The sequence below is a fragment of the Bacillus sp. YC2 genome (assembly GCF_019891195.1).
Classification (GTDB): domain Bacteria; phylum Bacillota; class Bacilli; order Bacillales; family Bacillaceae; genus Bacillus.
Map to the genome: position 1 here is coordinate 39,807 of NZ_JAHXDO010000006.1, position 22,540 is coordinate 62,346.

The 22,540-nt window shown below is 43.6% G+C and carries 23 protein-coding genes; 14 read left to right on the forward strand and 9 right to left on the reverse strand.

Annotated elements, in window-relative coordinates:
* Positions 1-172 precede the first annotated feature (172 nt).
* The 3 genes from KY305_RS11555 to KY305_RS11565 form a co-directional block, all read right to left on the reverse strand.
* Complete coding sequence (locus KY305_RS11555; protein ID WP_223062651.1) at positions 173-1,015, reverse strand: aldo/keto reductase; 843 nt, start codon at positions 1,013-1,015, stop codon at positions 173-175.
* A 116-nt stretch (positions 1,016-1,131) separates the two neighbouring features.
* On the reverse strand, positions 1,132-1,824 hold the full coding sequence (locus KY305_RS11560; RefSeq protein WP_223062652.1) for an LrgB family protein: 693 nt from the start codon (positions 1,822-1,824) through the stop codon (positions 1,132-1,134).
* Positions 1,794-2,198 (reverse strand): CidA/LrgA family protein, encoded by a 405-nt coding sequence (locus tag KY305_RS11565; RefSeq protein WP_223062653.1) that lies wholly within the window; start codon positions 2,196-2,198, stop codon positions 1,794-1,796. The genes KY305_RS11560 and KY305_RS11565 overlap by 31 nt, the downstream gene beginning before the upstream one ends.
* A 201-nt stretch (positions 2,199-2,399) precedes the next feature.
* Here KY305_RS11565 and KY305_RS11570 point away from each other — a divergent pair, with 201 nt between their 5' ends.
* The 11 genes from KY305_RS11570 (at position 2,400) to KY305_RS11620 (ending at position 12,048) form a co-directional block, all read left to right on the forward strand.
* Positions 2,400-2,831 carry a MarR family winged helix-turn-helix transcriptional regulator gene (locus KY305_RS11570; RefSeq protein ID WP_223062654.1) on the forward strand — a complete coding sequence of 144 codons (432 nt, stop codon included), beginning with the start codon at positions 2,400-2,402 and terminating at the stop codon, positions 2,829-2,831.
* Positions 2,832-3,290: 459 nt separating this feature from the next.
* The gene (locus KY305_RS11575) at positions 3,291-4,676 is read left to right on the forward strand and encodes an amino acid permease (protein WP_223062655.1); all 1,386 of its coding nucleotides are present in this window, start codon (positions 3,291-3,293) and stop codon (positions 4,674-4,676) included.
* Between the two features lie 326 nt (positions 4,677-5,002).
* Entirely contained in the window at positions 5,003-5,716 is a 714-nt protein-coding gene (locus KY305_RS11580; RefSeq protein WP_223062656.1) for a YjjG family noncanonical pyrimidine nucleotidase, read from the forward strand.
* Between the two features lie 24 nt (positions 5,717-5,740).
* The gene (locus KY305_RS11585) at positions 5,741-6,874 is read left to right on the forward strand and encodes a sensor histidine kinase (protein ID WP_223062657.1); all 1,134 of its coding nucleotides are present in this window, start codon (positions 5,741-5,743) and stop codon (positions 6,872-6,874) included.
* A 1-nt stretch (position 6,875) separates the two neighbouring features.
* On the forward strand, positions 6,876-7,520 hold the full coding sequence (locus KY305_RS11590) for a response regulator transcription factor (protein WP_214813377.1): 645 nt from the start codon (positions 6,876-6,878) through the stop codon (positions 7,518-7,520).
* A 139-nt stretch (positions 7,521-7,659) separates the two neighbouring features.
* Entirely contained in the window at positions 7,660-8,586 is a 927-nt protein-coding gene (locus tag KY305_RS11595; protein ID WP_223062658.1) for an ABC transporter ATP-binding protein, read from the forward strand.
* Positions 8,587-8,596: 10 nt separating this feature from the next.
* A complete protein-coding gene (locus tag KY305_RS11600) occupies positions 8,597-9,787 on the forward strand; it encodes an ABC transporter permease (RefSeq protein ID WP_223062659.1) in 1,191 nt (396 codons plus the stop codon).
* On the forward strand, positions 9,784-10,938 hold the full coding sequence (locus KY305_RS11605) for an ABC transporter permease (RefSeq protein ID WP_223062660.1): 1,155 nt from the start codon (positions 9,784-9,786) through the stop codon (positions 10,936-10,938). Before KY305_RS11600 ends, KY305_RS11605 begins: the two co-directional genes overlap by 4 nt.
* 13 nt (positions 10,939-10,951) lie before the next feature.
* The gene (locus tag KY305_RS11610) at positions 10,952-11,131 is read left to right on the forward strand and encodes a hypothetical protein (protein ID WP_061528498.1); all 180 of its coding nucleotides are present in this window, start codon (positions 10,952-10,954) and stop codon (positions 11,129-11,131) included.
* 100 nt (positions 11,132-11,231) lie between these two features.
* The gene (locus KY305_RS11615) at positions 11,232-11,708 is read left to right on the forward strand and encodes a DUF4879 domain-containing protein (RefSeq protein ID WP_223062661.1); all 477 of its coding nucleotides are present in this window, start codon (positions 11,232-11,234) and stop codon (positions 11,706-11,708) included.
* Between the two features lie 91 nt (positions 11,709-11,799).
* Positions 11,800-12,048, forward strand: coding sequence for a sigma-G-dependent sporulation-specific acid-soluble spore protein CsgA (locus KY305_RS11620; RefSeq protein WP_223062785.1), 249 nt, complete (start codon positions 11,800-11,802; stop codon positions 12,046-12,048).
* 176 nt (positions 12,049-12,224) lie between these two features.
* Here the strand turns inward: KY305_RS11620 and KY305_RS11625 are convergent, their stop codons facing one another.
* Positions 12,225-12,485 carry a hypothetical protein gene (locus KY305_RS11625; protein ID WP_223062662.1) on the reverse strand — a complete coding sequence of 87 codons (261 nt, stop codon included), beginning with the start codon at positions 12,483-12,485 and terminating at the stop codon, positions 12,225-12,227.
* 183 nt (positions 12,486-12,668) lie between these two features.
* Between KY305_RS11625 and KY305_RS11630 the strand changes: the two genes are divergently transcribed.
* The gene (locus tag KY305_RS11630; protein WP_223062663.1) at positions 12,669-14,288 is read left to right on the forward strand and encodes a glutamate/serine transporter AimA; all 1,620 of its coding nucleotides are present in this window, start codon (positions 12,669-12,671) and stop codon (positions 14,286-14,288) included.
* A 127-nt stretch (positions 14,289-14,415) separates the two neighbouring features.
* Positions 14,416-14,664, forward strand: coding sequence for a DUF2651 family protein (locus tag KY305_RS11635; protein WP_223062664.1), 249 nt, complete (start codon positions 14,416-14,418; stop codon positions 14,662-14,664).
* Positions 14,665-14,704: 40 nt separating this feature from the next.
* On the opposite strand, the gene KY305_RS11640 is transcribed toward KY305_RS11635, so the two are convergent.
* Complete coding sequence (locus KY305_RS11640) at positions 14,705-15,592, reverse strand: glycerophosphodiester phosphodiesterase (protein WP_223062665.1); 888 nt, start codon at positions 15,590-15,592, stop codon at positions 14,705-14,707.
* Between the two features lie 96 nt (positions 15,593-15,688).
* Complete coding sequence (gene glpT / locus KY305_RS11645; RefSeq protein ID WP_061520035.1) at positions 15,689-17,023, reverse strand: glycerol-3-phosphate transporter; 1,335 nt, start codon at positions 17,021-17,023, stop codon at positions 15,689-15,691.
* Between the two features lie 354 nt (positions 17,024-17,377).
* On the opposite strand from glpT, the gene KY305_RS11650 reads away from it, so the two are divergent.
* Positions 17,378-17,620 carry a DUF2651 family protein gene (locus KY305_RS11650; protein WP_223062666.1) on the forward strand — a complete coding sequence of 81 codons (243 nt, stop codon included), beginning with the start codon at positions 17,378-17,380 and terminating at the stop codon, positions 17,618-17,620.
* A gap of 56 nt (positions 17,621-17,676) precedes the next feature.
* On the opposite strand, the gene hpaB is transcribed toward KY305_RS11650, so the two are convergent.
* The 3 genes from hpaB to KY305_RS11665 all read right to left on the reverse strand — a co-directional run bounded on the left by hpaB (position 17,677) and on the right by KY305_RS11665 (position 22,508).
* On the reverse strand, positions 17,677-19,122 hold the full coding sequence (gene hpaB, locus KY305_RS11655) for a 4-hydroxyphenylacetate 3-monooxygenase, oxygenase component (RefSeq protein WP_223062667.1): 1,446 nt from the start codon (positions 19,120-19,122) through the stop codon (positions 17,677-17,679).
* A 219-nt stretch (positions 19,123-19,341) separates the two neighbouring features.
* On the reverse strand, positions 19,342-20,229 hold the full coding sequence (locus tag KY305_RS11660) for a hypothetical protein (protein ID WP_223062668.1): 888 nt from the start codon (positions 20,227-20,229) through the stop codon (positions 19,342-19,344).
* Between the two features lie 71 nt (positions 20,230-20,300).
* The gene (locus KY305_RS11665) at positions 20,301-22,508 is read right to left on the reverse strand and encodes a glycoside hydrolase domain-containing protein (protein WP_223062669.1); all 2,208 of its coding nucleotides are present in this window, start codon (positions 22,506-22,508) and stop codon (positions 20,301-20,303) included.
* Between the last annotated feature and the right edge of the window lie 32 nt (positions 22,509-22,540).

Genomic DNA, 22,540 nt, shown 5'->3' on the forward strand with positions numbered 1-22,540 from the left:
CAGTCTGACTCTATAAGAAAGGATTGTGAAACCGTGTCCCTCCGTTTAATGTAACGGCAAGTGAAAGACCTAAAATCAGCAGGTCAGCTGTGATTACGAGATAATCAATCCGCTGAAAAGGACGGCCGCTGTACCACGTCCTTTTATTTTAATTTATTGAGTATTCGTTCTCTTAAAACTCCTCATACTCCGCCGGGTCTTGACCGTTAATCCTTCCGTCCGGGCGGGAAAGCGAAGCGATTACCTTCATATCGCTTTCATCAAGCGAGAAATCAAAAACAGAAATGTTTTCAAGCTGGCGCTCCGGGGATGATGATTTCGGAATCGGGACAGCGCCGAGCTGGACATGCCAGCGTAAGATCACTTGAGAAATTGTTTTATGATGCTTTTCTGCAATTTGCTCAAGCTGCTTATCATTTAATATCTCACTGGCGCGGGCTAAAGGACTCCATGATTCGGTCAGGATGCCTTGTTTTTCATGCCATTTATGCTGGTGTTCCTGATTAAAAGCGGGATGCAATTCAATCTGGTTGATACTTGGCTTAACGCCGGTTTCACGTTCAAGCTGTTCAATGTGTTCAGGCAGGAAGTTGCAAACGCCGATGGAACGAATCAAACCCCATTGTTTAGCGTCAATCAGGGCTTGCCATGCTTCTGTGTAGCGGCCTTGTTTCGGGTTCGGCCAATGAACAAGATACAAGTCATAGTAATCTAAGTTCGCCCGGTATAAAGATTCTTGGATCGTTTTTACTGCTTTGTCGTATTCATGATAGCGTCCGGGAAGTTTGGATGTAATGTATAACTGTTCCCGGGGAACCGAGCTGCGGCGAATGGCTTCTCCGACAGTTCCTTCATTTTCGTAGTTATAAGCGGTGTCAATCAAACGATAGCCAATATCAATAGCGCTGTTAATGGCATGAACGCCTTCATTCCCGTTAAGAGTGTATGTACCGAAGCCGATAGCAGGAATGCTTGTACCGTCATTAAGCGTCATTTGCGGAATTGCTTTATCCATTATGAATCCCTCCCTTTCATTCTACTTTACCATTATTCTTACAATTAAAACATGATAATGGAAATGAAGGTAATGGCATATAAAAAAGCTGACGATACGCCGTCAGCTTTTTTGCTTTAAATCTGAAACATCCACGCTACAATGGGGCCGAATACAGAGCCGAGCACAGCGCAGAGCGTCATGGAAACGGAACTCATGGAGACCGTTAATTCTCCGTATTCCATTGCTTTTGAGGTGCCGAGCGCATGAGAGGCGCTGCCGAATGCAATTCCTTTTCCGAGTGAGCTGTGAATGCGAATCCATTTGAGAAGCAGGGGTCCGAGAATGACGCCTGAAAATCCTGCGATCATGACAAACACCACTGTCATTGATGGAACGCCGCCCAGTCCGGTGGCGATCTGAATGGCGACAGGGGTTGTGATTGATTTTGGAATGATAGACAGAATCAAATTCCGGTCGATGCCAAACAGTTCTGCAAATAACAGGCCGCTGACCATTCCTGAAAATAAGCCCGCCAGCACGCCTCCGATGATCGGGAAGCTGTATTGAATCAAGATGCGGCGCTGCTTATAAAGCGGATAAGCTAATGCCACGACAGCGGGGCCGAGCAGTGAATTAATCCACTTTCCGCCGATCATATAGTCTTTATAAGGGATGTGAAAGGCGAGCAGCAGCACGATAATCAGAATCGTCGTTGTCAGTACGGGTATGAGAAATGGGTATGAAAAGCGCACATATAATTTCACCATAGCCAGATAGGCGGCGGCCGTGAACAAAATTATAAGGATTGCGATACATGCTTGCTGCACTTCTTTTTCTCCTTTCGCTGATTGGCTTTATGTTCTAACAGCTGGCTGGCGTATCCCGCAGCGATCATCGTGACGATGGTGCTCAGTATGACAATCAGAAACAGAGCGGCTCCGCTTGCGGAAAAAAGGGATGGGTAATTCATCACGCCCGCCATGGCCGGTATAAATAATAATGGAAGAAAAGAGAGCAAAAAACCTGCTCCGTCTTCAATAATCTTCACTGGAACAATCTTAGTCGTCAAACAAATGAGCATGAGGATTAAGCCGATGATGCTTCCCGGAATGGGCAGATGAAACAGCTGTTGGGTGGCTTCTCCGATCATGGAAAATGCGTATAAAATGATAATTTGTAAGATAATGCGTATGGTTTTCACAACGGTGCTGTTCTTTGGAGAAGAGCAGCTTCCCCCTTTCTTGTTGCCGGTGTTACGGTAATTTCTTTACTTTTGGTTCATATATTTGTACTATACAACTATATGTATGCAAAACTTGTTTATATGTTTGCAGGATACATATGCATATGTTTGTATTATACAACTAATGATGCTGTTGTCAATTGTAAGGAGCGATTCCATTTGCCGAAACAAGATCCGATTGAATTGATTGAATATGAGCTCACTACCTTTATCAGGCGGGCTGTTTATCTGGATAACTCTGACCGTAAAATCGGGAATCTGGAGAGGCCGGCTTATCTGTTATTAAGGCAGTTAGACGAGTTTGGGCCTGCGCGTGTCAAAGAATTGGCCGAATCCTTTAAGCTGGATATTTCCACGCTTTCGAGGCAGGCTGCGGCCTTGGAGGCGAAAGAGCTGATCCATCGTTTTTCCGATCCATCTGACGGGCGGGTCAGCCTGTTTACGATTACAAAGCTCGGCAAGCAGCGTTTAAAAGTCGATAAGCAGATGCGTGTTAAACGGTATCGTCGTATGCTTGACGATTGGTCAGGTGATGAAAAAGAACTGTTCGGCAAGCTGCTGATCCGGCTGAATGAGGCATTTATCGATTAGTGAAAATGAATCCGCGATTTTTTCCATATAAGCAGGATTATAGTGTATCCGAGAGAGAATGGAAGAAAGAAGGGTTTTCAACTTTTTGCTTTGGCGCAAACGTGCTTGTGTGATGTAAGGCAAATTTATATAGAATGGGGGGCGGACGGCTTAAAGTCGGGGAAATTTTTTTCTCGGCTGTTTACAGCATTTTATTATCTTAATATTCATAATTTAATAAAATGAAAGCGCTTTATATTGGTTTGCTCAGCTTAGACTGAAAGGTGTTTACCTGAAAAAAACAATTGTATTTTCCACGGAAATTTATTATGATGAGATAAGGAAATTGGAGATTTTATAACAATAGAAAAATAGAAAATTTCTAATATTGCGAGAAATGAAGAGTGAGTTAGGTACAAAAAAGGTGCACCTTCTGCTTCATTATTTCAAATATATAGAGCTGTTAGAGGAGGAAGCGAAGTGGCAAACAAAGAGTTGAAGAGAGGCTTGGGCGCGCGTCATATACAGATGATTGCTTTGGGCGGTACGATCGGTGTCGGTTTATTCATGGGTTCATCCAGCACGATTCAGTGGACCGGGCCGTCTGTCCTGCTTGCATATGCAATTGCCGGTATTTTTATCTTTTTTATTATGCGCGCGATGGGCGAGATGCTTTATGTGGAGCCGAGTACGGGTTCGTTTGCGACATTCGGCCATAAGTATATACATCCGTTAGCCGGCTATATGACGGCGTGGAGCAACTGGTTTCAATGGGTAATCGTCGGGATGTCTGAAATCATTGCCGTCGGTTCATATATGAAATATTGGTTTCCGGATCTGCCTGCATGGATACCGGGCATCATTGCCATGGCCATTCTCGGCGCGGCGAATTTAATTTCAGTGAAATCATTCGGTGAGTTTGAATTTTGGTTTGCGATGATTAAAATCGTGACGATCATCTTAATGATTATCGCGGGAATCGGCATTATTTTCTTCGGTTTCGGTAACGGGGGACATGCGATCGGATTATCTAATCTTTGGTCGCACGGCGGGTTCTTTACAAATGGCTTTTCAGGATTTTTCTTTGCTTTATCTCTTGTCATTGCGGCCTATCAAGGGGTCGAGCTGATCGGAATTACCGCCGGGGAAGCGAAAGATCCGCAAAAAACGTTGAAAAGTGCAATCCAGAGCATTATCTGGCGGATTTTAATTTTCTATATCGGGGCGATTTTTGTCATTGTCACTGTGTATCCGTGGGACGAACTTCATTCACTCGGAAGCCCGTTCGTTTCTACATTTGCGAAAATCGGGATTACGGCGGCGGCCGGTATTATTAACTTTGTTGTGATTACGGCAGCGATGTCCGGCTGTAACAGCGGGATTTTCAGCGCGGGGCGTATGCTTTATACATTGGGCGTGAACGGTCAGGCGCCGAAATTCTTTAAGAAAGTCTCCCGCAACGGTGTGCCGTTATATGGTACAATCGCCGTATTGATCGGGTTGGCGGCCGGCGTTGTATTGAACTATATTGCGCCGCCAAATGTATTTGTGTATGTGTACAGTGCGAGTGTGCTTCCTGGTATGGTTCCGTGGTTCGTCATTTTGATCAGCCATCTCGGATTCAGAAGGGCAAAGGGTGCTGAACTTGATAAGCATCCGTTTAAAATGCCTTTCGCGCCTGTGACAAACTATGTGACGATTGCTTTCTTACTGATGGTGTTAGTCGGTATGTGGTTTAACGATGACACGCGGGTATCGCTGATTGTCGGGGTTATTTTCTTAGCGATTGTGACTGCCAGCTACTTTGCTTTCGGCATTGGCAAGCGGGCTGCCGATGATGATACGAAAATAGAAGACGCTGTGTGAGTCAGAAAGACACTTCCTAAAATGGAGGTGTCTTTTTATTTAATGATAAACGGCAATTTATATTTAGCAAAATGGTTCGGTTCCGGCTCTCGTCAGTTTTTTTCGTGCAAATAATGGACGGACGTTATATCTGATTTTTGCTGCACTCAGGCGGATCGTGTATCTTCAAACACACCCGCCTGCCTAATCCCTTCATTTTATCGCTGAATCCCGTGACGGAGGATGGAGTAACAATTTCATTTTAAAACAGTTTCCGGCGGTTATCTTTATCGGCGTGTTCCCCAGTGGTATACTGGATAAAAAAAGCAGAACCGGGGGAACCATCTATGAAAAATTACCAAACGTTATTATTTGATATAGACAATACACTGCTGGATTTCACTGCTTCAGAAAACGATGCTCTTCAAAAATTATTTCAAGACACAGAGATAGAGCTGACAGCTGAAGTGGAGGCTCGGTATAAGTCAATGAATCAAGGGTTATGGAAAGCGTTTGAAGAGGGAGAAATGACTCGTGATGAAGTCGTAAATACCCGGTTCACCCTGTTATTTAAGGAATATGGTTATGAGGCGGACGGTGTTTTGCTGAATCAGAAATACCGCCAATACTTAGAAGAAGGACACCAGCTCATTGACGGCGCTTATGAGCTGATCAAAAGCCTGCACCCTGTATATGATTTGTATATCGTGACAAACGGTGTATCCAGATCACAATATAAGCGTTTGCGTGACTCGGGACTGTATCCGTTTTTTAAAGACATTTTTGTGTCTGAGGATACGGGTTTTCAAAAACCGATGAAGGAATATTTTGATTATGTGTTTGCCAGAATTCCTGACTTTTCCGCCGAGCAAGCGCTCATTATCGGCGATTCCCTGAGCGCAGATATGAAGGGCGGACAGATGGCCGGGCTTGATACGTGCTGGTTCAACCCCGGGCAGAAAGCAAATGAGTCTGGTGTCGTTCCGACGTATGAAATTCATTCGCTTGATGAGCTGTATGATCTGTTGCATGTGAAAAGAAAAGCCGGCGCTCTCACATAAATCTTGCAGGCCGAGGAGCATCCGATGAACATAGCACATACGAAATTAGTCATTAGAGTTTTTGCCTTACTATCAATCTTTCATACTATTCTTCAGTTTCCGACGGCCCAACGGAAGCTGGGGGTTTTTTTAGCTGTGCTTGCTATTTTGTTAACGGCCAATGACTGTTTGCGGCCGATATATGGTAAAAGACAATCCGTCTTTTATTTCGGATCTTTTCTCCTGAGCAATGTGATGGCGGGCTTCTTGCTGTACCTCGTTTATTGTCCGGGGACACAGGTCATCATGGTTCTGTTATTGGTGGAAATTCTCATCACCAAGGAAAAGATATCGATTGTTTTGTTAAGTATGAATGCCGCTGCCTTTGCTGTCGGTCTATATGCCGCCGGTACGGGTGTCAGTGATATTGTACTGCCTTATGTGATCATGTTTGCGATTATTTATTTATATCGGAGAAATTTGCAGGAAAAATCGAAAATCGAGAAGTTAAACAAAGAGCTGCAAACCGCTAATGCCACACTGAAGGAATATTCAGACCGGATAGAGGAGCTGACGATTTCCAAAGAAAGAACGAGAATTGCGCAGGAATTGCATGATTCTCTCGGACATTATCTTGTGGCGCTGAGGCTGAATTTAGAATTTGCGGGCAAAGCGGCAGACCATAAGCCGGAAAAAGTGAAACAGGTCATTCAAAAGGCGTATGAGCTTTCGAAGGAATCCATTCTCAAACTGCGCCAGGCGGTTTTGCTTCTTCACGATCCTTTGTCCGGGCGTGAGTTCGAGCAAGCACTCCGTGACATATTCAGCCATTTTCAAGAAACGGATGATATACGGTTTGAGCTGGATATGGATGAAGAAATAGAAGAGGTAAACCCTGATATAAAACACTGCATCTATCAAATTGTGCAGGAAACGATCACAAATGGGCTGAAACACGGACGTGCTTCTTATTTTTCCATTCGTATTCAAAAAGAGCGGGATATGATATTGTCGCATATTCATAATAACGGCTCTGGCTGTGGAAATATCACAAAATCAAATGGCTTGAACGGAATTGAAAAAAGAGCCGCCGCATTGGGCGGAGAGGCTGTTTTTTATTCGGGAAAAGAGACGGGATTTGATGTGAAAATGTATATACCATGCAAGGAGGAACGATAAAGTGAATGTCATTATTGCAGATGATCAGCCTATTGTCAGAGAGGGGCTGAAAATGATATTAAGTCTTCATGAAGAGATCAATGTCGTGGGGGAGGCCTCTCATGGCGAAGAGGTTTTGCAGCTGCTTTCGCAAACCGAGCCCGATGCTGTTTTGATGGATATCAGAATGCCGGGAATGGACGGAATAGAGGCGACAAAAGCGGTAAAAATGCAGCATCCGTCTGTAAAAGTAATCATTTTGACAACATTTCATGATAAAGAATATATTTTTACCGGGCTGAAAAACGGGGCGGACGGGTATATCCTGAAGGATGCTGATTCTGACGAAATTATCGCCTCTCTTCAAGCTGCTTGTGAAGGGAATATGATGCTGAATCCCAAGATTACGCTAAAGGTAGTGAAAGCTTTCAATGAGATGAACACGGAAACCGAGAAAGAACAGCCCCGTGAAGAGCTGACGGCGATTCTTACGCCGAGAGAGCTTGAAGTGGCAAAGCACATCATGGAAGGCAAAAGTAATAAAAGCATCGGCGCGGCTTTATTTCTGACAGAGGGCACGGTAAAAAATTATGTATCCCGCATCCTTGAAAAACTGGAAGTGACAAACAGAACCGAGCTCACATTATATTTACAAAAACTAATGTAATCCCCGCTTTCCCCCCTCCCTCTTTTTATTACCAAACATATGACGAAAGTAATATAGGTATTGAGTACTTAAGTGAATAGTAAGCAAGTATTGTCAGGAGTAGAATGAGAGCAGACATGACACAAGGAGTGCTGAACGAATGCTCGAATTAAAAAACCTGACAAAAAAGTACGGTGATTTTATCGCTGTGAATGATGTGTCGCTGCGAATCGAAAGCGGAGAGATATTCGGTCTTTTAGGGCCGAACGGAGCCGGTAAGTCAACAACTGTGTCAATGATCAGCACCGTGCTCGCGCCAACGGGCGGAACGATACATATAGACGGCAAATCACTGAAAGAACAGCCTGTCGCGATTAAAAAAATAATGGGTGTTGTCCCTCAGGAGTTAGCATTATACCAGTCGCTAAGCGCGAAGGATAATTTGGCTTTTTTCGGGAGCTTATACGGCCTTTCCGGTACGGCGCTCTATAAGCGCATCGATGAGGTATTGGAGATGATTGAATTAAAGGAGCAGCGGAATCAAAGAGTGGCTGAATTTTCCGGCGGAATGAAACGACGGGTGAATATCGGCGCCGCTTTAATGAATGATCCGAAGCTATTCATTTTGGATGAGCCGACTGTGGGAATTGATCCGCAATCCAGACATCATATCCTTGAAACCGTCAAAACATTAAATGAAGAAAAAGGAATGACGGTCATCTACACGAGCCATTACATGGAAGAGGTCGAGTATTTATGTGAGAAAGCGGCGATTATGGATCACGGTTCTCTTATTGCAGCCGGAACGAAAGACGAATTGAAACAGATGGCAAATGCCTGCGATACCCTGATTGTAAATGTGGCGGAGCTGAATGACGACGCCGTAAAGAAAATCCATCATATTCCCGGTGTCTCTAAAGTTGCCCTCAGCCGACAGAAAATTTCTATGCTGGTGGATCGAAATATGATTGATATCGCGGACGATATCAGGAAAACCGGGCTCACCATCACAGGTCTTCATTTCGAAGAAGCTAATTTAGAAAGCATCTTCCTCCAGCTCACCGGAAAATCACTGCGGGATTCATAGGGGGAGCGTCATGAGAACATTATTCCAGCTTTTATTATTGGATTTTCGATTATTGGCAGCGCAAAAGTCATTTTACATCAAGCTGATACTGTTTCCGTCGCTTATGATTCTCATATTAGGAACGGTTTTCCATGATTCAGATTCGAAAGTACGGCCATTTGATGTCGCATTTTTTAATGCGGATCACGCGGAGCAGCCGCTGGGAAATGTGTTAAAGGACGGCGTGCTGAAACAAAGTGATTTTATCCGTGTCATAGAAGCAGACAGCTATCAAGAAGGAAAAAAGCTTGTCTCAAGCGGAAAAGCTTCGGTATTTGTATATGTGCCGAAAGGATTCACGGAAGCGGCGGAAAACAATAAAAAAACCAGTATCAGTGTTGTCGCAGACAACAAAGCATCCGTAAATGGGGACATTGTCGAGACGATGGCCGATTCGTTTGTCACGAGAATCAAAGCCGTACACAGCGAAGAGAAAGAAGTGCTGAAGCATTCCGGGCATTTGTCAAAGGCTGAGATCGAAAGGGTGATCAGCGGTTTAACCAGCCATAGTGAAAAAGCCGTTAACATTCCGAAACAGACAGCCGGCGAACATACGGCCTCCATTGATGCGTTGCAATATTATTCTATCGCAATGGTCGTAATGTTCTCCATTATGACGGCATTTGTGCTTGTTCACGGCATTGTGGAGGAGAGACAGCAGCGCACCTTATTCAGAATCAAATCAATGCCCGTTCTACATATCCAGTACGTGGCAGGCAAGCTTCTCGGGATTATATTTGCCATTCTTATGCAAATGGCTGCCGTCATTCTGATCAGCAGCATTGTGTATCAAGTAAAGTGGGGCAATTTGTTTGAGATGTTTCTGGTTACGGCTGTTTATTCGTTTGCGATCGGCAGTATGGTGCTGCTTTGGGGCTTTACGGCGAAAAATCATGCAGCAGTTTCAAGCATGGCGGCTCCGATTCTGTATTTATTCAGTTTTTTAGGGGGAAGCTTTATCGCGAAAGACAACCTGCCTGCCAGCTTGCGGATCATTCAGGAATTGATACCGAACGGCAAAGCAATCAATAGCTATGTAAGTGTCACGCAACACGCTGGTTTGAGCGGAATGTCGATGGATTTGGCAGAGCTGGCCGTTATCGGCGCCATCTTTTTGTGTATGACAATATGGGTGTTTAAACGGAAGGAGTCGGTTTCATGAGGCAGCTGTTTTTAATGATCAAACATCAGCTGAAGCTGATGTTCCAAAATCGAATAGCCATCTTTGCGACGATTTCTGTCCCGCTCCTTCTGACATATTTATTTTCGTTTGCACTGCATGGCAGTCAGCAGAAAGAAGTGTTTGTAGCTGATGCGGATCAAAGCGTCTATTCGGAACAATTCATGAACATGATTCAGATGGACGGACATTTGAAGCTTACGAAGGTGACTGAAGACGTACTGAAGAAAAAAGTGAACCGTCACGATATTTCGTTCGGACTGTTGATCGGTCCCCATTTTGAAGAACGGTTATTTTCCAAAGACCGAGTAAGCCTATCATTTATCCAAAATGAAGAAAAAGGTGATGCTGCTTTGACAGAACAGTTTATCTCTCAACAGGCAGGCACGCTGAAAAAAATAGTCCGCGACGCGAAACACATGTCCCAGACGTTGCATATCGATGGGAAGCAGACGGCGTCTGATCTGCTAAAAGACATGCAGGGCCATTCGGCGGTAACGGTTACGCATCATACCAATCAAGCAGGCGGGCAGGCGGCTGACAGGCTTATCGGATTTTTGGTGATGTTCATTTGGTTCGTCGCGGTACAGGGCTTAAGATCATTTATTGATGAAAAGGAAAATGATACATTTACCAGGTTGCTGAGCACGCCCGTTTCCTATCAGAAGTACGCAGTATCCAAGTTCTGTGCGGCTTACCTTTTCGGCCTCCTTCATATTATTGCAATCATCGCTGCCGGAAAATATTTGTTCCATATCAGCATCGCGGATAACGTTCTGGAAGCAGGAGCGGTGCTTGCGGCCTATTTATTTGCACTGACGGCTGTAACAATGGTGCTGATTCCGTTTATGAAAAGCCAAAAACAATTTACCTCGCTCGCTTCAATTCTGATAGCGGTCAGCGGCATATTGGGCGGTTCTTTCTTCTCTTTGGAGCTGGCTCCGAAGTACATGCGGGTGCTGTCTGCGTTTACCCCTGAAAAGTGGGCGATCGGCTCATTAAAAGACATGATGAACGGCAGCACTGCGATTGGCTCACAAATCGCGCCGTTAAGCTTATTTCTGGGAATTGGAGCCGCGGCTTTGGCAGCGGCGCTTTACTTTATCAATCTTAATGTAAAAAAGCACGGGTAGGAGGGTGACTGCTTTGTATATGGCGGAAATCATAGGAATCATAGAATTGCTCGCAGGAATTGCGATGAATATATGGATCGGCTGGCTTGGAAAAACCTTTTTCGGAAAAGATGACAGAAGTTCGAGAGTAATCTTAAGGATTTGCGGAATTTTTCTTATCATTAACGGTGTGTCCAGAGCTTTTCATATATAGTTCACAAAAATTTGCAGTCTTGTATTCTTTTTCTTTGAAATTCATGTAAAATATAAATGGAAGGATATGTTAGAAAAACTGCTTGCAGGGAGGAAGAAACATGAAGAAAAGAATTGTTATGATGTTTGCCGCCGCAGCCACTGTTTTGGTGCTTGTAAGCGGGATATTGACACAATCTGCTTCTGCAGCACCCGCTCCTGCTTTAACGCAAATCCGTATTGTCGGTGTCACGTCTGACGGACAGAATTATCAGTGGGAAAATATCGGTGCCAATCAAATCAGCGCTTCTATTCCAATGAAAGGCACAACAGGTTATCTGGCCGTGTATTTCCAAGGCTATCCGAACAATAATACGATTCAGGCTTTTAACAACGGCACGAACATTACGAGCTTTACGTCAAAAGCACTGGAAGATGAGTATACGAAAAACGGCAATATCATTACCGGTTTTATTAAATATTACAGCGTCCCTCTTCAAAATGTCAGCTCCGGCACGTTTTCTTTTTCCGCAACAGGTCTGAATGGGCCGTATACGCCGTTAAGCAGCGGATTTTTCTCAATCCAAGTTCAAAAATAAAATGATTTGCCCGGTATGCAGATGCCGGGCTTTTATGTATAGTTTTTCTCTCTTTCCGCAAGCTATTCAGAAAGGAAAGGAGACTGAAATGATGGATATGACACTCGGATATTTGCGTGAATCGCTTTCGAATCATTTGGAGCAAGAGGTATGCCAAAGGATTTATGAAAAATTGCGGGTAAAGCATTACGCAAATGAGGAGGAATTTGTGAAGGATCTAAATGATCTTGAAATGGATTTTTTGAATCAGGTGCTTGAAAAGGAAATCAAATACGCCCAGAACGAGCAGGATGATAAGCGTACGAGGGAATTGAATGAGGTGTATGAGCTGCTGTTTTAAAAAGCCCGCAAGCTGCAGGGCTTTTTTTAGTTTGTGATCAGGCTGTGCTTTTTGAGGATTTCCGTGGTGATGTGTTTAGCGGTGATCCCTGTATCATCCGCATTAGTATTGGCGAACGTTTAAACCGTTGCCTTAATGCAGTAAAAAGGCTGCCGACGAGGCAGCCGAGGAACAAACTATTTTTTCTTATTATCATAGTATTGAACCGGGTACATAGAGCCTTCGGATACCATTTTGTTATCTTCAATATCCTCGGGATGCGGGTTCCCTGCTTTACTGACGGGAAATGAGTCTATATTTGGTTTGCTGGAAAACGATGTTTTGATGCTGTGAATAAAGTTCTTTACCTTTTGGCGGTTGGATTTATCTTTCAGCAGGTAGGAAGTCACTCCGACAGTAGAAACAGCAAGTCCTGAAATGAGCAGTTTTTGTTTCATTATAAGAACTCCTTTCTATTTCTGGCGTTTCAGTTGTTATTCCCGCTTGACGGGTGATTAAACATGGGTGGATGAATTTGGTGGTTTGCTTTAACGCGATAAAGATTGACAAAACCGATTAATCAGAATAATAATATAAATATGACAGCTAGAGTCACAAATTAATTGAAAGGTGTTAACTATATGAATCAATTGCATCGAAGAATGGGAACGTTTGCACTCATGATGGTCGGACTTGGGTCGATGATTGGCTCTGGCTGGTTATTCGGAGCATGGCGGGCGGCCCAAATTGCGGGACCTGCCGCGATTATTTCTTGGATTATCGGTATGATCGTCATTCTTTTTATCGCACTTTCTTACAGTGAGTTGGGTTCTATGTTCCCGGAAGCGGGGGGAATGGTTAAATATACCCAATATTCTCACGGGTCATTTATCGGTTTTATTGCCGGGTGGGCAAACTGGATTGCGATTGTCTCCGTTATTCCTGTGGAAGCGGTTGCATCAGTTCAATATATGAGTTCATGGCCTTGGGAATGGGCAAAGTGGACAAGCAATCTTGTGCACAACGGCACGCTTACGGGAGAGGGGCTTGGCTTCGCATCCGTATTGCTGATTATTTACTTTTTACTGAATTATTGGACAGTTAATTTATTTTCTAAAGCGAATTCTCTTATTACGATTTTTAAAATCATTATACCGGGACTTACGATCGGGGCTCTATTGTTTGCCGGTTTTCACGGGGGGAACTTTACATCCGGGTCAAGCATCGCGCCGAACGGATGGGCGAGTGTGCTGACGGCGGTGGCCACGTCCGGTATCGTATTTGCGTTTAACGGGTTTCAAAGTCCGATCAACATGGCGGGAGAAGCGAAAAACCCCGGCAGATCCATTCCGATTGCGGTTGTCGGGTCACTTTTGGTCGCTACCGTCATTTATGTGCTTTTGCAGATCGCGTTTATCGGAGCGGTTGATCCTTCCATGGTCACACATGGCTGGAGCCACCTGAACTTTAACTCTCCGTTTGCTGATTTGGCGATTGCATTAAATATCAACTGGCTTGTCATCATTCTTTATGCGGATGCGTTCGTATCTCCGTCAGGAACAGGCATCACCTATACAGCGACGACGTCACGCATGATCTACGGTATGGAAAAAAATAAATACATGCCGAGCATTTTCGGAAAGCTTCATCCGCTTTACGGCGTACCGCGCCAGGCTATGATTTTTAATCTTATCGTATCCTTTATCTTTTTGTTTTTATTCAGAGGATGGGGAGTGCTTGCAGAAATTATTTCCGTTGCCACGCTGATTTCTTACATCACGGGTCCAGTGACGGTGATGACGCTCCGGCGGACGGCAAAAGATTTATACAGGCCTCTTCGTTTAAAAGGCCTCAGCGTGATTGCTCCGCTCGGATTTGTGTTTGCGTCTCTCGTGCTGTATTGGGCGCGCTGGCCGTTAACGGGGCAGGTGCTGTTTATTATCTTGATCGGACTTCCGGTTTATTTCTACTATCAGGCAAAAGCAAAGTGGAAAGGATTCCGCCGAAACTTTAAAGGCGGTGTATGGATGGTTTTTTATCTGCTCGGCATGATGGTTATTTCATGGCTCGGCAGTGAGAAGTTCGGCGGTTTAAACATCATTCCTTATGGCTGGGATATGGGTCTGATTACGGTTGTAGCGCTTGGCTTCTACACGTGGGCGCTTAAGAGTGGATTCCAGACTGAGTATCTGAAAGATGCGAAAGAAATTAATGATCAATTAAAAGGCGCGCAGGCGGAAGCCGCTGCCGGGAAAGAATAATGATATGTGCAAAACCTTGCGGTAAGACCCGCAAGGTTTTTTAGTTTAATCATCCATGATATGAACAGGATTTGGATTTTTTAATATGATAGGTTGTGCGAGAAGGTTATGAAAATGAGGTGTTCTTATGGATGAACTGGATATTGCTTTTGGCATTTTGCCGCTTGCCATCATCGTGTTTTCGATTGCTGGCACTTGGGTATGGAAAAGAATATATATCATGCCTCTTGTGAGTTTGGCTGTTTCATTACTATTAATGGTTACTGTTTTTAACTCGTCCTTTTGGGGATGGGTGGTTGTTTATAGCTTGATGTCACTTGTTTTATCCTATCTCACGATGCTCGTCCTTAAGAAAAAGGCCAGTGACATGCCGTAATGAAAAATGAGTTCGGTATCATACCGAACTCATTTTTATCTCATTTTTTATAATCTTTCTTTACCTGTTGGAACACATCCGCATAGTTTGTAAACACTCCGGTCACGCCCCAGTTCAGAAGGCGGCGCATGTCCGCTTCTGTGTTTACCGTATAAGGGTGTAAAAGCAGGCCGTGATTGCGAATTGTGCGGACATTTTCAGCATTCAGCGCTTTGTAGTCCGGTCCGATGCCGACTGCGTATGTTTTGATTTCCGTTAAGTCAGCATCAGTCATTGAGGATAGCTGTTCGGCCTCTAACAATTGAACGGTCGGCAGTTTCGGGTCTAATGTTTTGATCTTCAGCAGGCTGTCTTTGCTGAAAGATTGAATGATAACTTGTCCCGTTTTTGCATGCTTTCCTGTCAATTTATATTTCTTCAGTGAGGCAATCAGTTTTTCTTCCATTCCCGGGTAAATCTCAGGCGCTTTTGTTTCAATATAATAGTTTGCGTGTCTGCCGTAACGTTTTAACACTTCATCGAGTGTAGGAACCTTCAGGCCGGCGTATTGAGGCTTTGCTTTTTCCGGGTAGGCTTTATTAAACCAGGAACCGGCATCAAGCTTTTTAATCTCGGCTAATGTATGGTCTTTCACCCAGCCGTGTCCGTTTGTGGTGCGATCCAGTTTTTCATCGTGCATCACAATTAGCTTTCCGTCTTTTGTCATTTGTAAATCCATTTCAATATAATCTGCTTTCATTTTCCGGGCGGTTTCGTAGGAAAGCATTGTGTGCTCCGGTACATATCCCGAAGCACCCCGATGGGCAATCGTTAACACTCTGTCAGGAGACAGCAGGTTTCCCTTTCCCTTTGCCGACACAGGTGTGACGATAAAGGACAGCAAACCGAAAGAAAGCAAAACCAAAGCAAGTATTCTATTTTTCCGCATTTTTTCTCCCCCTTAAAAACTATCAATATATGTCTTATATTAGAAAGCGGTTGTAAATAGCGTGCAGCTGAAATATTAATCTTTTATGTTGTTTCCTTATACATGCTCTGCTCTTTTCCCCGTATTCCAAGTAAGCGCTAAGAACACAATAGACAATACACAAGAACCGACCAGCATCATAAAGCCCCCGGTCCAATTAAAGCGGTCAACGACAAAGCCCATGATCGCGTTGGCGAAAGCGGACCCGCCGATATATCCGAAAAATCCCGTTAATCCCGCAGCAGTTCCGGCCGCTTTTTTCGGCGCAAGATCAATGGCCTGCAAGCCTATCAGCATAACCGGTCCGTAAATCAGGAAGCCGATGCTGATGAGCGCGATATTATCGACAAGCGGGTGGCCGGCCGGATTCAGCCAGTACACCAATACGGCGATAAACACACCTGCCATAAACAGGACGCCTGCCGGTGCGCGGCGGCTTTTGAAGAACCGGTCGCTGATCCATCCGCATAGAATCGTTCCCGGAATTCCTGCATATTCATAAAGGAAATAAGACCAGCGCGAGTCTTCCGGTGAGAATCCCTTCGCTTCTGTTAAGTAAGTCGGCGCCCAATCAACGACACCGTACCGGACAAAATAAACAAACACATTGGCAAACGCGATGTACCAAAGAAATTTATTGTTCAGGACATATGTAAACAGGATTTCTTTGGTGGTCATTTCTTTTTCCTGATCTTTAAACGCATGTTTCGGATAGTCATTCCGGTATTCCTCAATTGGCGGAAGTCCGCAAGATTGAGGAGTATCACGAACCAGCAGAACAATCACAAATGAAATAACAATAGCAATTATGGCTGGAAAGAAAAACACGCTTTTCCAAGTGACGAACATAGCAATTCCAAGAGTGACTAAAGGCGCCAGAATTCCTCCGCCAATATTGTGGGCGACATTCCAAATCGACATCTTCGTGCCGCGTTCACTGATGGAGAACCAGTGGGCCATCGTCCGCCCGCACGGCGGCCAGCCCATTCCTTGAAACCAGCCGTTGATAAACATAAAGATGAACATGATGGTCACGCTTGAAGTAACCCACGGCATGGAAACAAACAAGATATTTACGACACCGGACAGAAATAAACCTGTCGCGAGGAAGTACCTCGGATTGCATCGGTCGGACACCATGCCCATAATAAATTTACTGAAGCCGTAAGCAATAGATACAGCCGCGAGCACCAGCCCCAGCTCGGTTTTAGAAAACCCTTGTTCCTGAAGATAAGGAATGGCAAATGCAAAGTTTTTCCTCAGCAGATAGTAGCCTGCATATCCGATGAAAATGCCTAAAAATACTTGCAGCCTCAGCCGTTTATAGGCCGCATCCGTCTTTGACTCATCCAGTCTCTCAATGTGCGGAGCCGGCTTAAAAATCTGAAACATAAAATCCTCCCCTTTGTTGAACGTCTATCATGATGTATGTATGACACTCCCCTCTGCGAAAATGACAAAAAGAACCAGAAATCACCCCTGTTAAAAGGGCGGTTTTTTCTGGCTCTCCTCATCTCCATCCAAAAAAATATTAACTTGTATATGATAGCGCTTTCTTAAATTATCATAGTCTGGAAGGAATGTAAACGGTTTGTGAGAAATTTCATTTTTTAAATAAATTGTAAGAGGGGATATCCATCTGAAAGCGAAGGTGTTTTGTAACAAAGGAAAAGCTTTCTGTAATCGTTTTTGAACACGGGCATATGATGTGTTAGGCCATGTAAGAATGCGAAAGGAGTGCATAGGTTGATAGATGAATTGGATTTTGCGTTCGGCGTGCTTCCGCTTTGTATCATCATATTGTCAGTCGCCGGGACGTATCTGTTTAAAAACGCGTATGTCATGCCGCTTGCCGCCTTGGCGGTTTGCCTCATATGTACGTTTACTGTATTGAATAAAACGTTTATAGGATGGGCCTTGCTGTATACGCTTGTGTCTTTTGCGTTATCGCATATTACGATGGTGGTAGTCAGGAAAAATAAAGAATAGGGGCGCCGTTTCCCCAAAACATACGGTAATAAGCAGAGATTGATTTCTCTGCTTTTTTATTTATGGATGTTTAAGAATTCGCTTATGGCGCCGACGTATTTTTCTTTCGGATAATTTTTGTATAAATGGCTGGTTAAGCGGACAGGGTCCCCAAAGAAGTACCTTTCATATTGAGTTTGTCTTGTACCGAAAGGGCTCATGGTTAAATCCCATGCCAGGCGGAAAATTTTCACCCGATCTTCGGCATTCGTTTCGGCTGCCTGCAAATATTGGTCAAGATCACCCCTGATATCGGAAGCGAAGGCATTTTCAGTCGGCAGTGTAACCATTCCGCTTGCTCCGATCAATTGAATAATCTCCGTGAAGCGGGGATAGATTTTTGGGAAGACGGAGCTGATCACCCGCAGAGGGATCACGCTGGGCCTCATATATCCCCATTCATCTGTCTCTGCGTCGTTCTCGGATTTTTCTAAAAGTGCTTTCATTGTTTCAAGGCCGATAATCACTTCAGATATTTTATCTTGGATATGCTGATATTCACTTACATTAATCGTTTCGACTAGAGTCTGAGCAAGGCCCAGCAAAAATTCCGTTTTGACAATTTGCCTGGTGACGACTTGATGAAATGCAAAGGCATTAAAAGAGCTTTTCATGATTAATTCGTTAGCCGCTTCATAATTGTCGTAAAAAATTACACGTTCCCACGGTACTAACACATCATCAAACACAACGATCGAATCCATTTCTTCATATTTTGAGCTGAGGGGATAATCAAATGAGGATTCCCCTAAAACGAACGATTCCCTGCAAATAAATTTAACGCCTTTTGTATTCGAAGGAATGGAAAAGGCAAAGGCTTCATCTGTTTCAAAATAGAGTCTCGGAGAAGAAATAACGAGCACTTCATCCGTTAAGCCGCCTTGTGTAGCAAGAAGCCTGGCGCCTTTAATCACGATGCCTTCTTCATTTTTATCAACTACTTGTGCGGAAATCGGCTCTTTAGAAAGATGAAAGTTCATCTGAGAGCGGTTCACCTGAGGCGTAATAAATGTATGTGTAAACGAAAGATCCTGTTTCACAGCCCGTTCGTACAGCGCTTGAATATTTTCAGGAAAACAATTTTCCCGTCCATTTAAAAGCGCCGCAGAGGAAGCGAAGCTCATCACCACGGTATTCATGTAATCAGGGCTTCTGCCCATCATCCCATGCGTATGCCGGGCCCAGTGTTCAATCATCTTTCTTCTTCTTCTTAAGTCATCTTTCGTTTTCGGCTGAAGGTATGAAAGCCCGGCCCGTTCTTCTCGCCCCGGCAGACAGAACGTCATCTCGTCTTTTATATTCTCATCCGTTTGTAAATTGTAAAGAGAGCTCTTCGTTTCCAAAAGGCCTTTAAAGGCGTGATGCTCAGAAATGTTTCCCCTCACCCTCTGCCCATCAAACCAAATTTCATTCTCAAGCCCGTTAAGCCGATCAATAAACGTTTTGCCATTAATGATTCCCATATTGTCGCTCCTTCTTCATTCACGAGTTTGCCTATTTCCATTATATTGGGGAATAAATTTGTTGTTCTGGGAATTTCATTTGGGAAAAGCCTTTTTAGAAGGAGGTGTGTGATTTTTGATTAAAAGCGGGAGGGAGAACGTTATGATGACGGGAAACTTGGAGAATTTATTCTGGAATCATGAAAAATCCCCCTTTTGATGAAGGAGGAAATGGCTTGTTTATTTCATTGTTTCCTTATATTTTTGTTCAAGCACAAAATCAATCATATCCGTCACCCGGACGTGTTCGGCGTTTCTGGCGAATTGTGATATTGAGTGCAAAGGTCCTTTTTGATACAGTTGCAGCAGTTTAATCAGATAGATAAGACCTCTAACAAACAAAAAGAGAAGAAGATAAGGAAAAAGACTGGGGATATGAATATAGCTGACTTGACCTGAGAATAGCGCTGTCAGAAAAACAGCAATAATACTTCCAATAAAAATCCACTTCATAAATTCATATAAAGAAAATACAGGCTTAGAGAAAATAGCTTTTAATTGGCATAGCCTGTTTGTATCTTGTTTCTCAAGGCATCTCATCAATTCTTCATCATTTTTGCAAGCAGTGATCCGCTGAACTGTTTCTTCAATTGTATGATTGCTTTGTGCACCATTCACATGAGCCGCCAGCGAATCATATTTCTTCCGTAAATTCATATCAATCATATTAACAATTCGGACGAAATAAGCATTTCGGGTTATGTGCTTTTCGGGCAAATGGCTTTTCTTTTCACGTGCAATATACATATAAAACATCACAATACATCCTATTGTAAACAGGGAAAATGCTGCCGGTAAAAGATCAGATAAGATTGGGATAGGTATCAGTGATTTGACTTGAATAAACAAGAAAGAAGTGAAGATCAAAGCCATTACTATACAGGAAAAAGCGATCTTCATAAGTAATTGAATAGATAATGACGGGGCAGAATAATAATACTTTAACAGATTGAGCGTATGTAAATCCTGCGAAGATAAAAAGTCCATTACTTCTTGATCATTCTGACATTTTACCACTTTTTGTGCAGTTTGTTTTGCAGTGTTAAATGCGGATTGATTTTCATTCAATGATTGAAACCTCCAAAAATATTATAGGAATAAAACTGCATGAATTGAATATTCATGCAGTTTTTAATTTGTTAGAAGCGATCAGTCATATAAGCGTAAAGAGCTAATAATATTACAGCAAATTCAGTTACTGCTTCTACTGTTTTATTTTCAACCGGTTTTTCAGATGTAAGAACCTTACTTGTAAAATAGAATGCAGAAATACCAGCTACAATTGTAAGAGAAGAAGGGAGAAGATCCCAACTCTTTGCTAATTCACTTTCAGAAGATACAGCCGACACACCTTTATACGTTTTAATTTTAAACGTAAACATAGTCGTAAGTCCAGTTGTGGTTCCATCCGCTACCGGAATGTCGGGTGTATAAATTTTTATTGAAACATCTATTGATTGAGCAGATGGTGTTACTGCCATTTCCAAATAACCATTTCTTACAGATAGGCTCAGATTGTTTAATAAATTTTGATAAGAACTGATTTCTGAGGCTGTAAGAATGGTTTGTGTGTCCCCTAATAAACCAGTAACATATGCTCCGGGTTTGCCGTTTGTTATTGTCATCGTATTAGCTGAGCCTTCACTCGGAATTGTATAAAGAAGTGAAGTGGACAATAAAATATCTAAACTCGGAGAAGTTAAAATGGTCTCGGTTGTACCGAATTCCATCATCATATTTGCTAGGCCGGGTGCATTTTCTAAAGCAGGGATGGTTGACAGGATATTTGTCAATGTGTTTAACCTTGCATCATAAACAGGATCAGAAGGCGGGGTTACCTTGCTCACCCCAGAGTCTTTTCCTGAAAATCCGTCCTTATCAATGCCAATGCTTCCTGCACCGCTTCCGATCGTCCCTTCGTAAAATTGATCGAAGGCCCAGTTCTTCGGCATTGGATAGCCGAGATTACCGCTGAAGCCGGTTGACATATTTGCCGCAAAGCTATATTTGGTCAGTCCCGCTTCTAATGTCCGGATACAAATGTTTCTTGGTCCGTATACCCCGATTTCATATTTAGGAGCAGTTGAAAATGTCTGCATTTTCATAAAGGCCGACTTGATTTCTTGGAAATAAGGGATGATTTTGTCTGTGACTTCATAATCGTACGCATCGAAATCAACGGCAAAATAAATGGTCGTGCCCGATGGGAAACCTAATCTTCGAGCCGCTGATGCAGCATTGTATGCATCTCTTGTCCCTTGGTCTTTCACAAAATAGGATGATTCATAGCCGCCGTCTTGGTAAATCGGAAAGACACGCAATCCGGCATCAAAAATGACAGAAAGCTCTTTTGACGTCAAAGCCTTTGACGTAAGTCCGCTGCTGGTCCGAACATTTCCTGTCAAATATCTTCCTACCACTTTATAACCGTTGCTGCGCAGGGTCTGAGCCTTCTCTGTCGTCAAAATTGCAGCAGTATCACAAGCTGAAGCAGCCCGTGTTGTATCGCCTGAGCTTGATAATAAAGCTTTAATCGTAGGCATGTCCGCATAACCTGTTTGCGGCAGGCACATAAACTCTTGGAAAGCTTTAACTGCTGATACAACTCTGACTCCATATTTTCCGTCGAATTCACCGGGATCAAACGATTTCCCATTACAGTAAAGCGCGTATTGAACAATCAAAACAAAGCCTGTTCTTGAATCGCCGGGTGTCAAGGTAGGGCATAAGCTGGTCGTTCCGTTTCCGAAAAATCCGTTAGCGACACTTGTACTCATGCCTTCTTCTTTTTGCAGGGCATAAATGAGAGCCTTGTTTGTATCGCGGGCATATAATCCGTCACAAGGCATCAAGCCGATGTAATCATTGTAATCCCGGTTCAGGTTCTGCTGGATTTGCCGGATTCGTTGGTCGCCTCCCGCTACTAATCGAAAAGCGCTCATATCCAGCAAGGCTTTCATAATCAGTGCTGTGACGATACCGTCCTGGTTGGTAAGACCGGCTGCTTTTTGAAACTCTTTTACAGCGCTTTCGGTATTCTCATAGAAAATGCCAGAAAATCCGCCGGGGTTAAATCCTTTACACCACAGCGCCCCTTGTAAAATGTAATTCATGTTTGTCGATGCTGAATTTGGTGATTGCTTTTTCAAAGGTTTGAACAGTCTTTGTGTCGTCGGGCCGAAGTTATCGGCAGGTTCTGAAATACCAAGCTCAATTTGAAGCGCCCGTGTCAGACCGTAAATGGTATCCCAGCCCGTTTTTCCGTTTTCCGGCACTTTGTTGTACCCGTGTCTGCCTCCGTACGTATCATTCAGCCATTGTTGTGTTTCCAGGACCATTTCGTCCATCGTAATCACTCCATTACTTTTAATGTGCGTTC